This window comes from Legionella nigrisilvae, assembly GCF_977063395.2.
In genome coordinates this window covers 168,489-188,281 of sequence record NZ_CDRUGZ020000027.1, presented here as the reverse complement: position 1 = coordinate 188,281, position 19,793 = coordinate 168,489, and the positions used below count along the sequence as shown (strand labels likewise).

Here is a 19,793-nt window from a genome sequence, read left to right as displayed (position 1 = left end):
GGGTTTATTTAGTGGGACTTGGTCCATGTTCTGTACTAGCGTCATCTCTCCTTAGTGTATCAATGATTTTTTTAGCATTAGTGGTCGATTTTATAGACCCATCGGGAACTGCTTTAGGTAAATATGGAGATCCGCTGGGTTCACCTTTTTGAGCTAAAGCACCATTCATCATGTTATTCAGAGACTCAGAGTTTAGTGATTTATTATGATGCAATGTTACAATTTCTTCAGCCAGTCTTTTTGAGTTTTTAGTTCCACGCAACAAGCTCCAAACCACATTACGAGATAGAATATCACAATTACTAAGTGCTACAATTGCTTCACAAATTAACTTATTAGAGCTGAAATTGAACTTTTTGACTGGCTCTTTTGTTGCAGGATTTTGTTCGTGCCATAAAAAAGCGAGTTGTAAAGCTATTATTGCCTTGTGTTTGTTTTGTTCTGAAGCTCCTTTGTTTTCAACTTTAGAGAGTTTTTTTAACTCATCTAAAACACTCATCGCATCTTGATGCTTTGGATTAGAACCTAAAAATTTATTCACCCTCTCTTGATCAATAAAATTAGTCTCTTTAACTTCGGGTTTCGAAGTATATTTCACTCTCTCTAATAAAGCTTGATAAGAATTTCTACCTGAAATAAATTGGGCCGATTTTGACAAGTAATGGCTTCCGTATGAAATTTCAAATTCTTCTGCTTTCGTTAGAGGGGGCTTATTCATACTTAAGTTCTTTAATGCAATTAATAATCCTGCAAAAATAACTTGTTCTTGTTTGTTAAATGGTTGTCCATTTTTCTTATTTAGAAATGAGGTCGTAAACATAAATAGTTCATCTCTTGTAAATCTGCTTGAAAGATATAATTGGGAAATTTGAATCAGCGTATCAACTTTATCTGAGGCATTTGGGGAAAGTCGATCTACCGATGAAACCGTGGATAAGGTTGAGCCAAAATGCCCAAAGCTATCGCGATTTGGGAAATTTGAGCTTGCTGCTTTTTTCAATTTAGGAGAATCTGCGATGACGAAAAAATACAATTCATTTAAATCATTTAACATATCCTTATAATAAATTTCCTTTTGTTTATAATTATCCAAGTTAGCAAAAAAATTTCTGAATAAAGCTCCATTTTCAAAATGTTGTTCTTTGATTTTTTCTAAGTAGTATCCACTGTGTTCATGCATAAAGCTTGCAATCACCATATCCAGATGATTTTCTAAATCATCTTTTGCTTTTTGCTCAAACTCATCAATAATTTCTGGTGAAAAAGAACCATCGCCACACACACCATAAACCACGCCGCCTTGCACTTGATCGGTATGAGCCAAGCCAAATTTTTGATAACTCTCATAACATATAATTGATAATGTCCCGTTGTTGACTAATTTTTTTATATCCTCATCCAGTTTTAAATTTTTATGCAATCCGGTAGTAACATCAACAACTATTGATATAGGTTTTTCAAGATCTTGTTTCCCTTTCATCAATTGATTTCTTATAAAAAGATTTAAATCTATTCCTGCATGAATCCCATCTGGATTTACAATCGGGCCCGTGGAGACATGATAGATATCTGCAATTTCATCTGTTTCATTTTCCTCTTTGGTGGGTAAAAATTTATTAAATTCAAAATACTTTGATCCGATAGTCTTGATAACTGGTTTTTTTCCTTCTGGAAGCTTCATCTTCTTGGCCAAATCCATTGCTACCATAAAAGCATGGGTACCTGCCATAGCAGGCGCAGCAATCATTCTATAAGATTTGTCTGGCTCATAGTTTAAAGCAAATGATGAAATAACATTTTTCTCAATGGATTTTTTGAAATTACTGTATTCTACAACGGAGATGTCGTTCTCTAGGGCTTTGTTAAGCAATAGAGATATTTCATGAGTTATGGCATAAACAGAAAAGGAGAAACGTTCATAATTATAAGTATAAAACTTTGTTCCAAAGCTTAAAAATAGAGCTATGCGTTGAACTGCTTCTGAATCAATCTCAGTTTCGGGTAACGCGGAGATCATTCTATGTAAACAAGAAGCTAACAATCTATTTGGATTATTTTTTTTGATTGCCATTCTAAATAAACCAAGCATTATGTCGCTTTCTTTTAGGTCTTTAATAGTGTTTGGCATTGTGGTTAACAACCTTGCCATTGTGGATGTATCAATTTCTTCTTCTTTGGGGGATACTCCCTCTGGGGACTCTTCCTCAATAGACTCTAGATTCATAGAGACCTCTTCTGGAGGCTCTTCTTCTTTAGAGAGATATTTTGTATGAAGTTTAGCTAATTCCCAGGGCGAAGCAATTAATCCAGCAGATTGAATTTTACTCAGAATTTCATCACGTTTTCTTAAATCTATTTGTACTATCCCTATATTTTCACCTTCTTTTTTATGTATTTTAATAAAAGGTAAGTGTTCGGGAGCTAAATAATTTGTTAATAGATCATCGATAGATGCATTATTTACTAAAATTATAGGCACGTATACATTCTTTTTATAATCGATCTCAGTAACAAAAATTTTTATAATATCATCAATTGCTTTTCCCTGTAGTTTGTCATCTCTGTGATAGTAACGTTCTGTTGGCCAATCAGGATGTTGTGTTACTGGAAAGTTGCTATCATTTTTTACGGCAGCTATTGTTTTTCCATACATCATTTTGGCAAGTAGATTACTTTCACTATCGACTAAGGTAGGATCTTGTCTATCAAGCATTTTCCAATAGGCTTTTGTTCCTTCCGCAGAATAGAATTCTTTAGTTAATAAGTAAGTTCGCCAAATTCTTTGTATTGTTATGGATGCTTCGGTTTGGGTGTCTGATACTTGAGCTTTTTTCTCTTCTTCAGAAGATATTTTTATAACTTCTTCGCTGCCTTGAGAGGATACTTCAGAAGGAGTATTCCGTATAGTTGGAATATGCATTTCATGATTTTTAATAAACGCAAACAACTTTTCGAGGACTTTACCTTGCTCTTTATTTAATTTCTTATCTTGTATATATTTAATTACTGGCTTAAAAAAGCCCATACGATATGAATACATTTTGGTACAAAATAGAATCAATATAAATATATTATAGACACTTGGATTAAAATTTTATTAATTTGGTGTGGAAGTGATATTTGAATGATCTGGAATAGGAAATTGGATATTCTTTTGTGCGAATCAGAAGCTCTAAGCTTAAGGTGTTCCAGAGGTGCTCATTTTGTAATAAAGGGGGTAAGAATAGCTCTTAACAGCGGTGTACACTGCGTATTTGCTTTGTAGATGTCTAAATTAAAAAACCCCGATTACTTAGAGTATCCCGGGGTAATTGAAAATACTATTTACTATTCCGATTTTGAGTGTCCAAAGGTTAGTGCCGAAGGCAACATTTCTCTTATCTGGTCCACAGGTTGTTTTACTTTAGCGACTAAAAGTTCTCTAAAATGGGCATCTGTTGCGAAATAACGAATGGCGCTTTCTACCCCTTTATATACCCCTACATCAAGTTCTCGCCTTTCTACGCTAGCCTTTAAATCTTGAAGACGATTGAGATCCACATCAGGCTTAGATGATGAAAAGAGGGAATAAGCACTGTAGAAACTACTCCAAATAGAGGTTTTAGTTTCCTCAGTTGCAGTTACTTTTTTCCATACTAGCATAAACTCATTGGAGCATAATGGAGCCATTAATTTGATCATGCGTTGGATATCTGGATTAGAGAGGGTGCTGGTATTATCAGTGCCATCATATTCAGCCTGATTTTTTTTCAAACACCAGTTGTAAATAGTTTTCATTTCATCAAGTTGGCTATGAAAATTGGCTAGACTAAAATTTTGGAGAATATAGCCAGCTGCTCCACAGTAAAGAAACATACTTAGAAAGTAATTTGCAAACTCAGGAATTGGTAGAAGGAATCCTGCGAGCCAGGAGCCGCCCCAAGCCGTCAGTCCGGTACTCATTCCTTGGAAAAGGTACATTAGATTGGCATTGTATTCAAAGTCATTAATATATTTTCTAAGTGCTATTTGCTGTTCTTCGTCGTTTGAGTTATACGGTTTGGAAGTTAATAATTTTAAAGCGTCCGCACGCTCTTTTTTTGATTTTTCAACAGCGGTCATTCCATCAACTGTAAGTGTCCCCACAATACTCTCCTTGAAAAATTACAATAAAAATCCCTTTTCATCCTACCTGAAAAAACATGATTTGTGCTATTGCTTTTTATAAAAAATCTATTTGTTATAATTGTGGAGATTTTTGAGCGATTGAAAATCCAAAGATAAGTAGAATTAGAATTGAGTTATATAAAGTGGGGATACAATAAAAAAGACCTCCCAAGGCTTCATAGATTTTATTTGACAAATTAATTAATTATAACTAACCTTGAATTGTGCAATGCAACATAAGGAGATGCTAATGAAAAATGAATTTTTTGAGCAAAAATTATTTAACAATTTTGATGCTCCGATGCAAAAACTCATGGAGCTCAATGTTAAAATGATGCAGAACTTATCTTTAATGAAACCTGTGGATTTATTGAGCCTAAAAAGACCAGAGGACTTTTTTGAAAAAAATATGGAATTGTTCATTCAAAATAGTCATATGACTTTAGAGTATATGCGAGAAACATTTAATATTCTTGAAGGTCATTGGTTAAATGTCTCTAGAAATTTGGATCAAAATACTAAAAAAATGATGAGTGAGTCTTCTAATCTTATGCAAAAGAGTACCCAAGAAGCATCTACCGCAGTTAAGTCTGCTGTGAAGAAGGGTTCCTCTGCTATGAAAAAAGCTACTTCAACTGCAAAGAAAGCGGTATCCGGTAATAATAAAGCGGCTTCCGCTTCGCCTGCAAAAAAGGGTACGCCTACTGCTAAAAAATCATCAGTGAAAAAAGTAAGTTCCAAAAAAAATACTAAGCTAGCGACAAGTAAGGCATCTCCTGCTTCAAAAAATCAGGAAGCTAAAAGTAATCCTCAAAAATCAACCGCACTACATGGTAAAGAAGCAATGGAAAAAAATGCTCCAAAGAGCACTAACGCAGTTGATAAAAATATGCCAAAACTAGGCAGCTTGCCTGAAAAAAGTAATCTTAACATCCAAAATATGGGTAAAAGTAATCCCATGCCAAATCACTAAGAATAAAAGAGCTCTCTCCTTATAGTAAGAGCTCTTATATAATTATTTAAGCTGTTTTATTCTAAGATTCCTTGTTTCTGAATCTCATCTTTAAAATATTTGATCAAAAATGTTTTTGTGAGTTTGGGGTTTTTAGTATTTTCTCTGATGAACTCAACTATAAAACCACATTTTTTGTAAAACTCAGGAGCTTGGAATGCGCTAGTGACCAGGTTTATATTATTAAAGCCTTTGCCTTGAAATTGATCTTCAAGTGCTTGCAGTAATCTTTTGCCATAACCTTTACCACGATGTTGATGATGTACCCACATATCATCAATGTAAATCTCAGCAAATGCAGTGAATGCATTGAGGACACCACATACTTGTTGATTTTCATCTCTTAAAATGAGGCAAAAAGTTTTATAATTAACATCGATTCCTTTACTGGTTTCATATGCTACCATATCTTCTTGCATAAGTTTTGCTACATCAGCGGGTAGGGAGTTATGAAATTCTATAGTGGTTTGATTTTTTTGCATGAATGAACTCTTATTTTTATTCTTAAGTAATCATTTATTAAAGTCAGGCAGTACAGTTTGCAATTCTTTTGCCAAAAAGTACAGGAGTAAGTCATTTCCCTGAGCAGCCCCAATTTGTATGGAGACTGGAAGTTGATGATGCATCATGACCGGAATGGTCATTGCTGGCAGGCCTGCCTGATTAAATAATGAGGTGAATGGAGAAAATTCAACATTTTTTTGTAAATAATTCTCGAACTCATCATCAGTTCTTAACTCGCCGATTAGTAAGGGAAGTTGGGCCAGAGCAGGGGTTAATATTATATCCGAGTAATTTAATAACCGATGGAGTGGCTGAGTAAGTTGGTATAAACGCGCTTTTGCTATAAGATACTCATAGGCTGAAAGGGCTTGTCCACGCTGGTAAAACTCCCAAGTTACGGGTTCAAGTTCATTATGTGTTGCCTTTCTTCCTAATTGAATCTCTTGTAATTTAATTACTGAATATGTATTAGCAGCGATAAGAGTAAGTACGCAATTACCGATGGCATCAAGGTCCAGAATTAATTTTTTTTTCTGAACCGTATGTCCCATTTTTTTTAATGCTTGTTCCACTAAATTTACTGCTTCAAGGCATGGCTCTGCAACAGGTACTGAGGCAAAAACACCATCGAGATAAAGAATATTTAATGGCTTTTTATTCGGTTGATGCAGAAGAATTCGTGAACGATCTGCTAATTGATTAAATAATGCTTCCGAATCTCTAAGAGATCGCGTTAAAACAAAATTAACCGCCAAACCAGACCACAATTCATTTGTCAAAGGGCCTGTGGGTGTTAAACCGGTTGTCGGCTTAAACCCAAACAAACCACAACATGCAGCAGGAATTCTAATGGAGCCTCCACCATCGCTTGCTGTAGCAACTGGTGCAATACCCGCAGCAACCGCAGCTGCAGAACCTCCCGAAGAACCACCAGACGTTCTATTGTGGTCATAGGGATTACGACAGGGACCCAATAAAAAAGATTCTGTAACATAGGAAAGACCTAACTCAGGTGTGTTAGTTTTGGCTATGGGTATAAAACCTAATGAAATCATTTTACTCACTAGATCACTAGTGAACTGAGCAATATTGTTAGCAAAAAATCGTGATCCTTCGGTGCTACGGGTTCCTACAAGGGGTTGTCCTAAATCTTTAATTAATAAAGGAACACCATAAAAGGGCTCCTTACCACTAAGATTCGCGAGAGATTTCTTTGCAAAATCAGAACAATCAGTAACAATTGCATTGAGTGTGGTATTTACTTCATTTATTCGGGAGCGAGCGCAATTTATAGCCTCATCGGGACTAATTTCACGTGCTTTAATTCGTTTTGCAAGTTCAATTGCATCACAGTTAAGATATTCTTTTAATAACATGAAAATACCTTTTTATCCTAAAAAATTCAGGAACAACGAACATTATTCCTGAATTAATTGTTTCATGCAGATTATTCTTTATGGCAGTTTTTAAATTTTTCTTCCATTTTTGCTTCCATCTTTTTCATTTTATTTTGCAGTTCTGTTTTTTGTTGTGTATTAAGTACGCCAAAAATTTGATTTTTCGCGGTGATTTTGGCTTTCATCATATCCCCAATCAGTTTTGTTTTCTTATCAATTAAATCGTCTACTGTAGATTGATCCATATTGGCTGATTGAGCTTGTTGATTTATTTGTCGACTTAAATTCATCATTTGCTCCGCATCATTTTTCATTGAGGTTTTAAGCTGGTCTAAAATAGGTTTTATTTTAGCCTTTTGGCCGTCATCAAGTTTTAGTGATTCAACCATGCTTTTAAATCCCTCTCCACAACCTCCAGAATGTGCCAATACAACTGGACTTAGTACCAGTGTAAATGCAAATACAGCGGTTTGTATAATTTTTTTATACATGATACGTACCTTCCTTAGTTAAATGGTAAAATCATAAGTTAGTATAGATGTTCTAAACTTATTTTTGTTAACTTTAAGTGAGCAGGATGAAAAAAAAATCTTTTGAGCCACAACTTGTACAGGCAACACTTGAAGATTACCCAACCATCCAAAACATGGCTCGTTTCTATGTGTACGACATGTCAAAAGAATGCGGATTTAATTCTACTGATTGGAATATTCCAGCGGATGGTTTGTACGAATGTTTTGATTTTAAAGAGTATTTTGTAAATGAAACTCGAAAAGCTTATAAAGTTTTAATCGATGGGGAGCTTGCCGGATTTGTTCTCTTAAACCATGAAGTAAAGTTTCCTAAAACCGATTGGAATATGGGTGAGTTTTTTATTCTAGGAAAATTTCAAAAAAAAGGAGTAGGAAGGGCGGTTGTGGAAAAAGTTTTTAAGCTTCATCCAGGACACTGGGAAGTTTCTGTGATTCCAGAAAATCAAATAGCATATAGATTTTGGCACAAAACCATTTCTGAATATACAAAAGATCAATACGCGGAGGAGGTTATAATCATTGATTATGATCCTTCGCAACCCAAACGAATTTTGTTTATTTTCTTTTTGTAAAATTATTATCCGCTATTCTAACTGCGGCTGCTCTTGGGTAGAAGATGTATGCAAAAGAAATAGTAATACATGAATATCGTTCATTCTATAAATAAATTAATAGTTAAACGATATTCATTCTTTTTTGATGTTCAAATTATCTATGCTTCTTCAGCTCCTACAGTTGCATTACCCATACTATAGGAATGCGCTCCTGTTCCAGCGAGTCTGCCTTGATCGACAATAAGATAAACATCACGGATAGGGCGACCCTCTAACCAACATTCCAAAATTTCACGTGTTCCGGCCGCGTAGCGAGCTTGCGCGGATAAGGAAGTTCCTGAAATGTGAGGAGTCATGCCATGATGAGGCATGGTGCGCCAAGGATGGTCTTTTGGAGCGGGCTGTGGGAACCATACATCACCTGCATAGCCTGCCAGTTGCCCATTTTCACACGCTCTTACAATCGCTTCGCGATTACATATTTTTCCTCGAGCGGTATTGATTAGATAAGAGCCACGTTTCATTTTATTAATCAATTGCTCATCAAATAAATTTTCAGTCTCTGGTGTTAAAGGGCAGTTAATAGTCACTACATCACAGGTTTCAACAAGGGATTCAATACGATTATGAAAAACCAATCCCAATTCTTTTTCGGTTTTCTCAGACAATCGATGGCGATCTGTATAATGTAATTTAACATCAAAAGGTTTTAAGCGTTTCATCACCGCCAAACCGATACGTCCACATGCGACAGAACCCACCGTCATTCCTTCCAGATCGTAGGAACGCGTGACACAATCCGCAATATTCCAACCTTTTTGGATAACCCACTGATGAGCAGGCAAATAATTACGCACCAAAGAAAGAATCATCATGACCACATGCTCTGCAACGCTTATACTGTTTGAATAAGTCACTTCTGCAACGGTGATGTTCTTTTCTTTAGCAGCTTGTAAGTCTACATGATCCGAACCAATACCTGCCGTGATTACTAATTTCAATTTTTTGGCTTTAGCAATCCGATCGGAAGTTAAATAAGCGGGCCAAAAGGGTTGAGAAATCACTATATCAGCGTCGGGTAATTCTCTTTCAAAAATTGAATTTGGTCCCTCTTTATCAGAAGTAACAATAAATTGATGGCCTTGAGCTTCAAGAAATTCACGCAATCCCAGTTCACCAGATACCGAACCAAGTAGAGTTCCAGGTTTAAAATCAATATGTTTAGGAGTAGGTACTATTTGCCCATCAGGATAGTGTTCTATTTTAGGAAGGATATCCCGCGCATAATGTTTTGGATATCCATTAATTGGGTCGTCATATAAAACGCAAAGAATTTTAGCCATACATTTGTCCTTAAATAAAATGGTTAATGAAATCGCCGCGTTTCAATGTACTTGACGCGGGATGAAGGAAAGCTTATTTATTATCTAAAATTTATTTATATTAAATTAAAGAATCAAAGATAATGAATTTATTCTGATTACTTGTAAACTATTATCATGTATTTAATTTTTAAGTTAAAAGAAGAAATTAATTGGACACTGTTTTTTAGAAAAAATTTAGATTATCAAAGCCAAAAGTAATTGAAAAATAGTCTGACTTTGACAAAAAAATACGAATCTTCTCGGTATCAAAAAATATCTTGCTGAATAGGCATGTAAATTCACTATAGGACGACGCACTACCCGAACGGATATAGGCAAAGAAAATGGGCTGAGATACAATCAGTGTTTGCTAGTTGATAATAATCTAAGAAATATAGCACGACTATTCTAAAAGTTATCGAAAGGGGAGGTAGTTCCTACGTATGAGTGATAATTTCAAAATCGAATTTGCAAATACCTTACGCGGATTTGCGGCATTATCGGTTGTTTTATCCCATTATTTAAGTACTTTTTGGTACAAGAGGGATTCGATCGCTCATCTAATTAATGCGCCACTTCTATCTCCTGAAACACATAGTATACCAACATTTATTACCTGGTTTAATTGCTTCCCTCTTTTCGATTGGGGTTCTTTTGGAGTAGGGTTATTTTTTATTATCAGTGGTTTTGTTATTCCTTTTTCACTCCATCGAAGGAGTGGCCTAGAATTTTGCATAAGCCGTTGTTTTCGTATCATTCCAACCTACATGCTAGGGTTTAGCATTACTTTATTGGCTTTATTTTCATGTGCGAGATATTTTTCTGCAGTTTTGCCTTACTCGATTCACGAAGTGTTAATTCATTTCATTCCCGGCCTTCGCGATCTTCTTGGTTCGAGAAATATAGATACCATTGTCTGGACTTTAGAAATAGAAATGAAATTTTATCTTATAGTAGCACTCTCAATTGCCTGGTTTCGTAGTTATTCACTAAAGATTTTCCTTATACCCACAGCTTTTTTTCTTTTGTCATGTTATGTATCGCACATGATTCCAGTGTGGGCTATGAATCATTTAGTTGCCTTCATCCAGGCAGAAATCTACATGATGTCATCACCTTATATAATTTTCATGTTTATCGGAGTTGTTTTTCATTATTTATACAGTGATAAAATATCCTCTGATTTGGGGTATTTGTTAATAAGTACCTTATTTTTTATGTTTTGCATTGCCTGGCGGGTTGGGCCTTATTCAGAAAATTTAATATTGGCTTGGAGCTATGCATTGGCTTTATTAATGTTCATGTTCGCTTATATATTTCCTCATTTTTTTAAAGCAAACCCCATATTTAATTTTTTAGCTGATGTGAGTTATCCCTTGTATATTATTCACAGCATTGTGGGTTACAGTCTCCTGCGCATTATGTTGGATAGGAATTTTAATATTGAGCTTGCATTATGTGTGGTTATGTTTATTTCCATCCTATTATCTTGGTTCCTACATCTAATTATTGAGCGGCCTTCGCAAGCGTTTGGGAAAAAAATTGCAGAAAGATTAGATTCTCACTTCTCAAAGTTCCCTTTTTTTATAAAGAAGTGGGGTAAGTCATTGCGATTACAATCTTCAAGAAATTAACTTGGGAGTAGTATGTCAGCTTATGAAACTATTTTAACTAAGCAAGAAAAAAAATGGATCTTAGAGAGACGTATAACAAGACTTGCTGACAATAAAGAAGTACAAATATACCCCATGGGAGCAGAGCGCTACTTATCATCCGCTTTGGCCGGAAATCAAAAAAAAAGATATGATATACGACCCCATATTGAAGGAAAAAATGTTTTAGTCATTCCAGCATATGGAACTAGCAGTTTTTTATTCGCATTTGCGGGCGCTAAATCTGTGACTGCTTATGACAAAGATCCAGTAACGATTGCATGGATGAAAGCATTTAAGAAATACTATCTTTATCGTGAATATGATACTCAAGGAAATGCATTACCATCAGTCGGCGAATTATTTGACGCACTCACATGTTGGTACCCACCCTTGATCAATCTATCACAGGGAAAACTTGTTAATTTTTTATTCTGGACTATTCAACCCAATTTATTACGGAGAGCCTATATACACTATATGGTGGGATTGGTTCAACGAGCCGTTCAATCCATAAATCAAACGAATTATGAATTGGATAAAAACATTCAGTTTCAGGTGGGAACCATAGATAAAATACAAGAACAGACTTTTGATACCGCCTTTGTTCCGTATCTTTTAGGGGTTGAGAATGGAATTGAACAAGAAAAGGACATCGTGGATTTTATGCGGAAAATAGTCAAAATCGTTCCTGATGGGTTTATCCTAGTGACTCCTTCTAGAAATACAAAAGAGCATTACATTATTGGACGGAGTTATTTTGTAACTACGGATTACGCTGATATTCAGGCGATTCCTGAACTCAAAACATATGTTATTGCTAGAGATAAGTACTGGTTTCGTACCCAAGGGTTGGCTATATTTGGAGCAACTCATAATTCATCTACGTTCTAATTGTAGACTGGTGTATTGATAAAAAGTGGTAAAGATTTCACAAGAAGAAAGTTTGATAATCTCGGAATTGTATAATTTAAGAACAATTTATCGCATTTAATGATTTAAAATGTCTCAATCTAAAACCGAAAAGCCTCTCGCAACTTCCAATATAGAACATGTAAGAAAGACAGCTAATATAACACAAGTAGATGTGGCTACAGTTAAAAGTAATGGTTCTCCTATAATTCATAGCTTTGGAGGTAGTGACAGAAATAAGAATATACGTTTCGGAGCTGCCTCTCTTAGTAAACCTGTTTTTGCTTACCTCGTGTTAAAGCTCGTAGAGGCGGGCAAGTTAACTCTTGATATGAAAGGACTTAATAATATTTTGTCATTTAAAGTCTTTTGCGACCAACATGGCTTTAAATGGAAGAACGATAAAGAAATTAGTGAAAAAGATATAGCACGTATTAATGCAATTACACCTGCCATGATTCTCTCTCATAAAACGGGTTTTGATTTAAGTCGAACAAACGAAGCAAACCATCAATTTGAACCTGGCCAAGAATATTATAGGTATTCAGGATTGCCACTATTCTATTTGCAAAAAGTGATTGAAAAACTTCATGAACCACAATTGGCTTTAATGCTGGATCATATAGAATCTTTTGAAGAAAACACGCTCTATTTTTCGCTCACCCCTCCCAGTTTAAGGTATACATTTATTGATATAAATGGTGTAGGTATATCAGGTGTCATTGACTTAAAAGCTCTTAATTGTGAACTTCAAAGTCTTTCTGATGTTCAGGAACTTAACCCATACCATGATAAAATATTCAAAGAATTAGCCAGGCGTGGCCATAACACCCATCTTGATGTGCTTGCCAGGAAATATGTATTTGAGCCTTTACATATGAATAATAGTAGTTTTGGGAATAGACCATGCTCAGCAAACAGTTTAACTACTACAGCTGAAGATTATGCACTTTTTGTACAATCCTGGATGTGTGATGAGAAATTACAATATGCATTTAATCCACAAATACGTATGACTCAGGATCCTTGGGCAAAAGAGATGGTGCCTGATAAAAACGATTTGAACTATGTAGCTGAGTGTTTGGGCTTCCAACTTGAAATAGATAACAAAGGCAAACCGCTTACAGCGTTTAAGACAGGGGATATGGGGCCCTGGAGAGGGTGGGTAGCCGTAGATTTAAGTGCTGATTTAAAGGATCGGAGAGCAACGGTTTATTTTGCAAAAGGCCCTGGCAATGATGGGAATGGACATGTGCTTGCAGAGACTCTAATAAAACCCTATTTTCAATTAGAGCATGCGTTTAAGTGGTTTAAAGAGAAATATGGTTTTGCCACAGATCTTGAAGAAAATTGGCAAGAAAAACAGCAGGAGCGCTTTGACCGAGTGGAGTATTGTTTGGAATCTTTAGCTGGTTTACATGCAAGTGAAACAGATTGGGCTGCAGAGGAGCATGAATTTGAAGCTAATAAAGGAAAATACATGCAATCTTCTGGCGAGGAATGTATTCATGAGTACAGAGAATTCCTGAAACAGCTAAGAGAAAATCATTCCGATTGTTCTATGACTCGGAGTTTAGAGTTTAAATAAACATCCTCTTATTGTCTTAATAGAATTCTCCAAAATAATTCTAGTTATACTACTCCTAATTGATTGTTATTATCAGGCACTTTGCTGTTTTCTAAGTCTTTAAGTGATATTTTTAGTGATGTCTTTACTGATTCAACTCGATGAAACATTGAATGGATCCCCAAAGGGTTAATCACATTGAGGTTACCTTGCTGTAGGTTACTAAAGTTGAAAGTAACTATAAGATAAAGGCAATTAATTATTTTGCTTAACATATCTACTAAGCCGCTTTGCTTTTGTAACTCCTTTGTTGCGTCAGGGTCAGATAACAAAGCGGTGCATGACGCTGCGAAATCTTTTCGTGTGATCTTAGATTCTGGAGCTATAAATTTTTCTTTTTCATCCATTAAACTTTTATGAAGTTTATATAATTCGGCACTTGCACCGCTTTCTGTTTCTAGCAACTCATCTGCTTTTTCCAACATTTTTTGCAGATATGCATTAAATTCCACTATATCCAATAGATCATTTCTCAGAATATTTTTGCTTTTAATTGAGTAGAACTTAGAGTTAACCAAAGAAAACCAATGGCTATTAGCTGAGTTATTTAAAATAATATCTGGATTACCGTGTTCATCCGATGAGAAATAGGGTGTTCCATCGCGATATATTTGTAAACCCATGGGTGTCTCATAACGTATCGCAACATGTTCTGCGTCAATCCGTTCTCGTATTTCCCCTTGAAGTTTACAATGCATGAGCATAAGGGTTTCTTCAGTTCCCCATTTGTAATTAGTATCTAAATGATTAATATAAGCCTCAAGATTTTGGTGGTCTTCTTCGAAAAAAAAGGCTACAGTCATATCACCTATTATGTCCGTTAAACGTTGTTTTGCACGGAACATGTAGCTTCCAATCTCTGCAAGTGATTTTGGAGCCTCTGTTTCGGCAAACCACTCATCATTAAAGATACTTATTAATTCTTCGAATTTTGTACCTATAAAACGCTGCATTTCTTGGGGTATATTTTCAACTTTAAATATTTCTGCTTGATTGAAATTTTCATTATCAAAACTATCTGTTTCAAATAATAAAAGAGCAGGATGTTTTTTTTCCGCAAGTAATTTTTTGAAAAGAAAGATCATGCCATAATTGGCTGCTGTATAGAGTGATGAACCTTTGGGATTGGCTAAAAAATTTTCTCGAGTCATCTCTGCAGCATAGTGTCTCAAGGCAGGGCCAAGTATCGGTTCAATGATTCTTTTTATGTGGAGTAACGTAAAGGGTTTATTTTTTTCATTTTCTAATAAATAAAAAAGTTTTGCTTTTTCTTCAGCACCTAATTCCAGTCTGTTAAATATGTTCTCTGCGTTTGCTCTATTCCTATTGTTACGCAAATGATACATTAATGAGATGCCATAGGCATAATAAAGACAGTTTCCATCACTGCTGTTATCTACTTTTTTTAATTTAGGCATAATAAAACTTATATACTAGTTATATAAAAGATTAGGATTCATGGTTATGAAAAAATAACAAATAACCAAGGTGTATGATAATATAACAAAAGGAATTAATATGCACACAATAAGAATTTTTTTTGGTTCTTTCATAAAGGAGATATAGCTGACAGAATTATAACGAATAGAAGGTTAAGTCCAACTTAATGCCATTATTGTTTAAGAAAAGCATCCTTCAAATTGAGTGTAAGGTAGGTCTAAGGTATGATTTACTTTTTTTGTTACTGGCAACACACAAAATGAAAAGAACGGTCGAAGTTGTTTCTTATAATTCATTATGGCCTGAACTTTTTGCAAAAGAAGCACGCCAAATAAAGCATACACTCGGGAACAATTGTATAGCCATCCATCATATAGGCTCAACATCGGTTCCAGGGTTAAGTGCAAAGCCTATTATTGATATCCTTCCTGTTGTTCAAGATATTTTGCTCGTAGATAAAGCTTCAAAAGCAATGGAAACCATTGGTTATTCTACTATGGGTGAGTATGGCATTCCATTTCGTCGTTTTTTTCAAAAAGGAGCATTAGTAAGAACTCACAATGTACATGTTTTTGAAGAGAACAATTCAGAAATTGAACGGCATTTGAATTTTCGAGATTGGATGAGATCCCATCCAAGTGATAGTGATACTTATGCAACACTGAAAATAGACTTAGCAAAACAGTTTCCCAATGATATTACCGCTTATTGTCTAGGGAAAGAGGAATTTATTACTCAAATCGAGGCTAAAACTGGCTTTACTAAGCTTCGCATCGTGAAAGCATTAACGCCTCTAGAATGGCAATCAGCACGTACTTTTCGTCAAAAATATTTTTTTGATAAAGTACCGATTTCAGATCCCTATACCTGGACATTTGATCATAAGGACCACATACATTTTGTTCTTTATCAAGGAACGAACCGAGTTGGGTATGCCCATATCCAATTCTGGCCAAATCAAAGAGCTGCATTAAGAATAATTGTGATCGATGAGGTCTATCGTAATAAGGGTATAGGAAGTAATTTCTTAACTCTTATTGAAAGATGGTTACAGCATATGGGCATTATTAAACTAAACATACAATCCTCTCCTGAAGCGATAAATTTTTATTTGCATCATCAATACGTTAACATGCCATTTGATGATCCTGACCATCATGAAAGTGATCCGCGCGACATTGAAATTGGAAAAATATTATGATTAGTAAAATATACTAGGGCTTAATATTCACTGCTAAACTTAATGAATGCCAACTATTCAAGTGAAACCACAATGATAAATCACCAAATTGAAATATTCTTCCAGTCAAAAGCCTTTGCTGTTATTGGGGCTTCCTCTAATCGGTCAAAATATGGTAATAAGGTCTTACGTTGTTATCTTGAGAACAATAAAACAGTTTATCCAGTAAATCCTCAAGAGGATTTAATTGAAGGCGTATCTGTCGTGCATTCAGTGAGGGAATTACCCGATGAGGTGGAAAGTATTTCCATTATAACGCCACCAGCTATTACTGAGAAAATTGTGGAAGAAGCGATTAAAAAAAGGATTAAAAACATTTGGATGCAGCCTGGAGCCGAAAGCGACTTAGCCATTCAAAATTGTAAACATCATAATATCAATATCATAGCCCAAGGGCCTTGTATTTTAGTTATTCTGAATTATGTTGGACATTAAAATTTTTGTACTTTTAATAAACGCTCTCAAATTATACATTGAAAAAGTACTTATGTATGAATTATTGCCTGCAATTAAGAGGGATACAATATGTATATGTGGTTTGAACTATTAGTTTTGTTGATCCTTATTTTAATCTCCGCGCAACTATTTTCTAATGCGCTTGAGTATTTTGGTGAAAAAATAGATATTTCAACGGGGGTTACTGGTTCAATATTTGCTGCTATATCGACTGCGCTTCCTGAAACTACAGTGCCGATTCTTGCAATCATTGCAGGAACGGCTGATCGACAAGTAAATGAAGAAATTAGTGTAGGAGCAATCTTAGGTGCCCCGTTAATGTTATCCACTTTATCAACTTTTATCATGACGTGTTCAGTTATTAAAAAAAGAGGCTTAAATGGATATATAACACCCGAACGCACTGGTTTTGAACGTGATATGACTTTTTTCTTAGTCGCTTTCACATTCGCAGCCTTAGCGATGTTCCTTCCCTTAGAACCAAACTACATCCGTATTCTATTTTGCATTATTCTTGTTACTCTCTATTTTATTTACTTGATGCTCACTTTCAGAGCCTCTAAGGCGTTGGTTGAAGATGGTCATTCGGTAATCACAAACGAACCCTTATTGATCACTAAACTCGGGTTAAAAAACAACCTTCTAACCATTTTGATCCAATTAATTTTGGGTTTATTTTTATTAGTATTGAGTGCAAAAGGGTTCATTCACGGAGTACAGCAGGCGGCTAACTCTCTAGGCATACCCGTTTTGCTTTTATCATTATTAGTCATTCCTATAGCAACGGAATTACCCGAAAAAGTGAATAGTGTGATTTGGGTAAGAAAAGGTCAAGATACTCTAGCTTTTGGCAATATAACCGGCGCGATGGTTTTTCAGGGTACTTTACTTCCTGCATTAGGAATACTCCTAACACCTTGGGAGCCCTCTAGAATAGTCCTCACCGGTATTCTTGTAACCTATATTGCTACAGCATGGCTAAGATTTAATATTGGCACTCGTGGAATTCAAATAAAGGCATTACTGTTGAATGGAGTTTTATATTTAGCCTACCTAGTAATTGTACTTTCATAAAAGGTTGTAAGAACCCAGTTGTACCTTATTGAAAAATTAACTATTTACAGGTTATAAACTCATCCAATAAACTCAATAATGGCAATTCATTGCATTATCTCATAAGCGGAGTATTTATTTATGAAATTTGATGCCGTTGTCCTTGGCGGTGGAATTGTAGGAGTATCGGTTGCAATTCATTTACAAATGCGAGGGCGTTCTGTGGCATTAATTGATTTGAAGGCACCCGGAAGTGAAACCTCTTTTGGAAATGCCGGATTGATCCAACGTGAAGGGGTATATCCTTATCCATTTCCAAGAGATATGGCCTCCTTATTCAAGTATGCTTTGAATTGTTCCCCTGAGGTTAGGTATCATCCTAAATCGCTTATAAGGCTTGCACCGTTTCTATGGAAATACTGGGTGAATTCTCATTCATTGCGCCATGCAGAGATTGCCCGTTCCTATGCAACTTTAATTCAACATAGCGTTACGGAACATCATTTTTTAGCTGAGCAAGCAGGCGTAAGCCATTTATTCCATTCTGGTGGATGGATAAAGATATTTCGAACTGCAAAAAAACAAGATATGGAAATGCGATTTGCTGAACAATGCAAAAATGAATATGGAATCCGATTCGAGTATTTGGACTCAGCTTCGATATCTCAAGCAGAACCTCATCTGGATAAATCTTTGTTAGGAGGTTTTCGTTATATTGATTCTGAGGCGGTGAATGATCCAGCTGCCTTAGTTGCAGCCTATGCACATTATTTTGAACATCTTGGTGGCCGCTTTTTTTGGGGTGACGCATTCACTTTAGCGGAGCAATGGACGGTCAACACAGAGAAGGGTTTGCTTAAAGCCGACACGGCAGTCATTGCATTGGGACCATGGTCAGATACTTTATGCTCTCGACTGGGATATCATTTACCCCTCGCAGTCAAACGCGGATACCATATGCATTATTCCATGAGACATAATGTCCAACTTAATCATCCAATACTTGATGTAGAAAATGGCTATCTGTTAGCACCAATGCGTCGAGGAATTCGTCTCACTACGGGAGCTGAGTTTGCATCACGAGACTCAAAAAAAACTCCAGTGCAACTCAAGTTGGTAGAACCTATTGCACGCTCTCTTTTTCCAATTACAACCCGACTCGATGAAACTCCCTGGATGGGATGTAGACCTTGTACACCGGATATGCTTCCTATTATTGGCCAAGCTCCCCGGCATAAAAAGCTTTGGTTTGCATTCGGACATGCTCATCACGGTTTGACGCTTGGGCCTGTGACTGGACGTTTAATTGCAGAAATGATAACAGAAGGGGACTTAATCGCAGATCCATTACCATTTAGTGCAAATCGATTTACTTCATGAGATGGTCAATTTGATGTGTTCTCAAGTTAAATATGTGATTAAATATCTATAACAGCAGGATAAATTGAGTCTTATAAGTTGGAGAGAGCATGGAGGGTTCAGTAAATATTATTATTGATTTTAAAGAAAATGAAGCTATTTCTAAAATCATCAATGAAAATCTAAAAAATTATAACGAATCAATTATTGGGAAGTATGAAGCAAAACCATTTATTATCTATGTGCAAAATGATTCGTCTGAAATTTGTGGTGGGATTAAAGGAGATGTATTCGGTCCCTTATGCAGGGTGTTTACTGTGTGGGTCCATGAAAAATATCGCCGTAAAGGATTAGGGCGAGATCTATTCGCGACTCTAGAAACTTTCGCGAAAGAAAATAATTGCACTATGATCCAACTTGATACGGCAGAGTTTCAAGCGAAAGGTTTCTATGAGAAACTTGGTTATCAAGTGATTGCCACATTGCCAGATAATTTTATAGGTTATACCAGTTACATCTTAAGAAAAAAATTGATCTAAAGACA

17 protein-coding genes are annotated in these 19,793 nt (G+C 35.7%); 10 read left to right on the top strand and 7 right to left on the bottom strand.

Annotated features, from left to right (window positions below; translation table 11 throughout):
• Positions 1-4: 4 nt before the first annotated feature.
• Together ACWTE2_RS18090 and ACWTE2_RS18085 are read right to left on the bottom strand one after the other, a co-directional pair.
• The gene (locus ACWTE2_RS18090; RefSeq protein WP_454783762.1) at positions 5-3,040 is read right to left on the bottom strand and encodes a hypothetical protein; all 3,036 of its coding nucleotides are present in this window, start codon (positions 3,038-3,040) and stop codon (positions 5-7) included.
• 287 nt (positions 3,041-3,327) lie between these two features.
• Positions 3,328-4,125: a hypothetical protein gene (locus tag ACWTE2_RS18085; protein ID WP_454783761.1), complete on the bottom strand. Its 798-nt coding sequence runs from the start codon at positions 4,123-4,125 to the stop codon at positions 3,328-3,330.
• Between the two features lie 271 nt (positions 4,126-4,396).
• On the opposite strand from ACWTE2_RS18085, the gene ACWTE2_RS18080 reads away from it, so the two are divergent.
• Positions 4,397-5,119 (top strand): hypothetical protein, encoded by a 723-nt coding sequence (locus tag ACWTE2_RS18080; RefSeq protein ID WP_454783760.1) that lies wholly within the window; start codon positions 4,397-4,399, stop codon positions 5,117-5,119.
• Between the two features lie 56 nt (positions 5,120-5,175).
• Here the strand turns inward: ACWTE2_RS18080 and ACWTE2_RS18075 are convergent, their stop codons facing one another.
• From ACWTE2_RS18075 to ACWTE2_RS18065, 3 genes are all read right to left on the bottom strand, one after another.
• Complete coding sequence (locus tag ACWTE2_RS18075) at positions 5,176-5,640, bottom strand: GNAT family N-acetyltransferase (protein WP_454783759.1); 465 nt, start codon at positions 5,638-5,640, stop codon at positions 5,176-5,178.
• 30 nt (positions 5,641-5,670) lie between these two features.
• Positions 5,671-7,038, bottom strand: a complete 1,368-nt coding sequence (locus ACWTE2_RS18070; protein WP_454783758.1) for an amidase — start codon at positions 7,036-7,038, stop codon at positions 5,671-5,673.
• A gap of 71 nt (positions 7,039-7,109) precedes the next feature.
• Positions 7,110-7,550, bottom strand: coding sequence for a Spy/CpxP family protein refolding chaperone (locus tag ACWTE2_RS18065; RefSeq protein WP_454783757.1), 441 nt, complete (start codon positions 7,548-7,550; stop codon positions 7,110-7,112).
• Positions 7,551-7,636: 86 nt separating this feature from the next.
• Between ACWTE2_RS18065 and ACWTE2_RS18060 the strand changes: the two genes are divergently transcribed.
• Positions 7,637-8,164 (top strand): GNAT family N-acetyltransferase, encoded by a 528-nt coding sequence (locus ACWTE2_RS18060; protein WP_454783756.1) that lies wholly within the window; start codon positions 7,637-7,639, stop codon positions 8,162-8,164.
• 140 nt (positions 8,165-8,304) lie between these two features.
• Here ACWTE2_RS18060 and ACWTE2_RS18055 read toward each other — a convergent pair whose 3' ends face one another.
• Positions 8,305-9,489, bottom strand: coding sequence for an NAD-dependent formate dehydrogenase (locus tag ACWTE2_RS18055; protein WP_454783755.1), 1,185 nt, complete (start codon positions 9,487-9,489; stop codon positions 8,305-8,307).
• 464 nt (positions 9,490-9,953) lie between these two features.
• On the opposite strand from ACWTE2_RS18055, the gene ACWTE2_RS18050 reads away from it, so the two are divergent.
• From ACWTE2_RS18050 to ACWTE2_RS18040, 3 genes are all read left to right on the top strand, one after another.
• A complete protein-coding gene (locus ACWTE2_RS18050) occupies positions 9,954-11,144 on the top strand; it encodes an acyltransferase family protein (protein ID WP_454783754.1) in 1,191 nt (396 codons plus the stop codon).
• Positions 11,145-11,156: 12 nt separating this feature from the next.
• The gene (locus ACWTE2_RS18045) at positions 11,157-12,056 is read left to right on the top strand and encodes an ABC transporter permease (protein WP_454783753.1); all 900 of its coding nucleotides are present in this window, start codon (positions 11,157-11,159) and stop codon (positions 12,054-12,056) included.
• A 109-nt stretch (positions 12,057-12,165) separates the two neighbouring features.
• Positions 12,166-13,662, top strand: coding sequence for a serine hydrolase (locus ACWTE2_RS18040; RefSeq protein ID WP_454783752.1), 1,497 nt, complete (start codon positions 12,166-12,168; stop codon positions 13,660-13,662).
• Positions 13,663-13,706: 44 nt separating this feature from the next.
• Here the strand turns inward: ACWTE2_RS18040 and ACWTE2_RS18035 are convergent, their stop codons facing one another.
• On the bottom strand, positions 13,707-15,119 hold the full coding sequence (locus tag ACWTE2_RS18035) for a hypothetical protein (RefSeq protein WP_454783751.1): 1,413 nt from the start codon (positions 15,117-15,119) through the stop codon (positions 13,707-13,709).
• A gap of 281 nt (positions 15,120-15,400) precedes the next feature.
• On the opposite strand from ACWTE2_RS18035, the gene ACWTE2_RS18030 reads away from it, so the two are divergent.
• From ACWTE2_RS18030 to ACWTE2_RS18010, 5 genes are all read left to right on the top strand, one after another.
• Complete coding sequence (locus ACWTE2_RS18030; RefSeq protein WP_454783750.1) at positions 15,401-16,342, top strand: GNAT family N-acetyltransferase; 942 nt, start codon at positions 15,401-15,403, stop codon at positions 16,340-16,342.
• Positions 16,343-16,414: 72 nt separating this feature from the next.
• Complete coding sequence (locus ACWTE2_RS18025) at positions 16,415-16,816, top strand: CoA-binding protein (RefSeq protein ID WP_454783749.1); 402 nt, start codon at positions 16,415-16,417, stop codon at positions 16,814-16,816.
• A 90-nt stretch (positions 16,817-16,906) separates the two neighbouring features.
• On the top strand, positions 16,907-17,911 hold the full coding sequence (locus ACWTE2_RS18020) for a sodium:calcium antiporter (protein ID WP_454783748.1): 1,005 nt from the start codon (positions 16,907-16,909) through the stop codon (positions 17,909-17,911).
• A gap of 120 nt (positions 17,912-18,031) precedes the next feature.
• Positions 18,032-19,270 carry an NAD(P)/FAD-dependent oxidoreductase gene (locus ACWTE2_RS18015; protein ID WP_454783747.1) on the top strand — a complete coding sequence of 413 codons (1,239 nt, stop codon included), beginning with the start codon at positions 18,032-18,034 and terminating at the stop codon, positions 19,268-19,270.
• Between the two features lie 89 nt (positions 19,271-19,359).
• The gene (locus tag ACWTE2_RS18010; protein WP_454783746.1) at positions 19,360-19,788 is read left to right on the top strand and encodes a GNAT family N-acetyltransferase; all 429 of its coding nucleotides are present in this window, start codon (positions 19,360-19,362) and stop codon (positions 19,786-19,788) included.
• Positions 19,789-19,793: the final 5 nt, after the last annotated feature.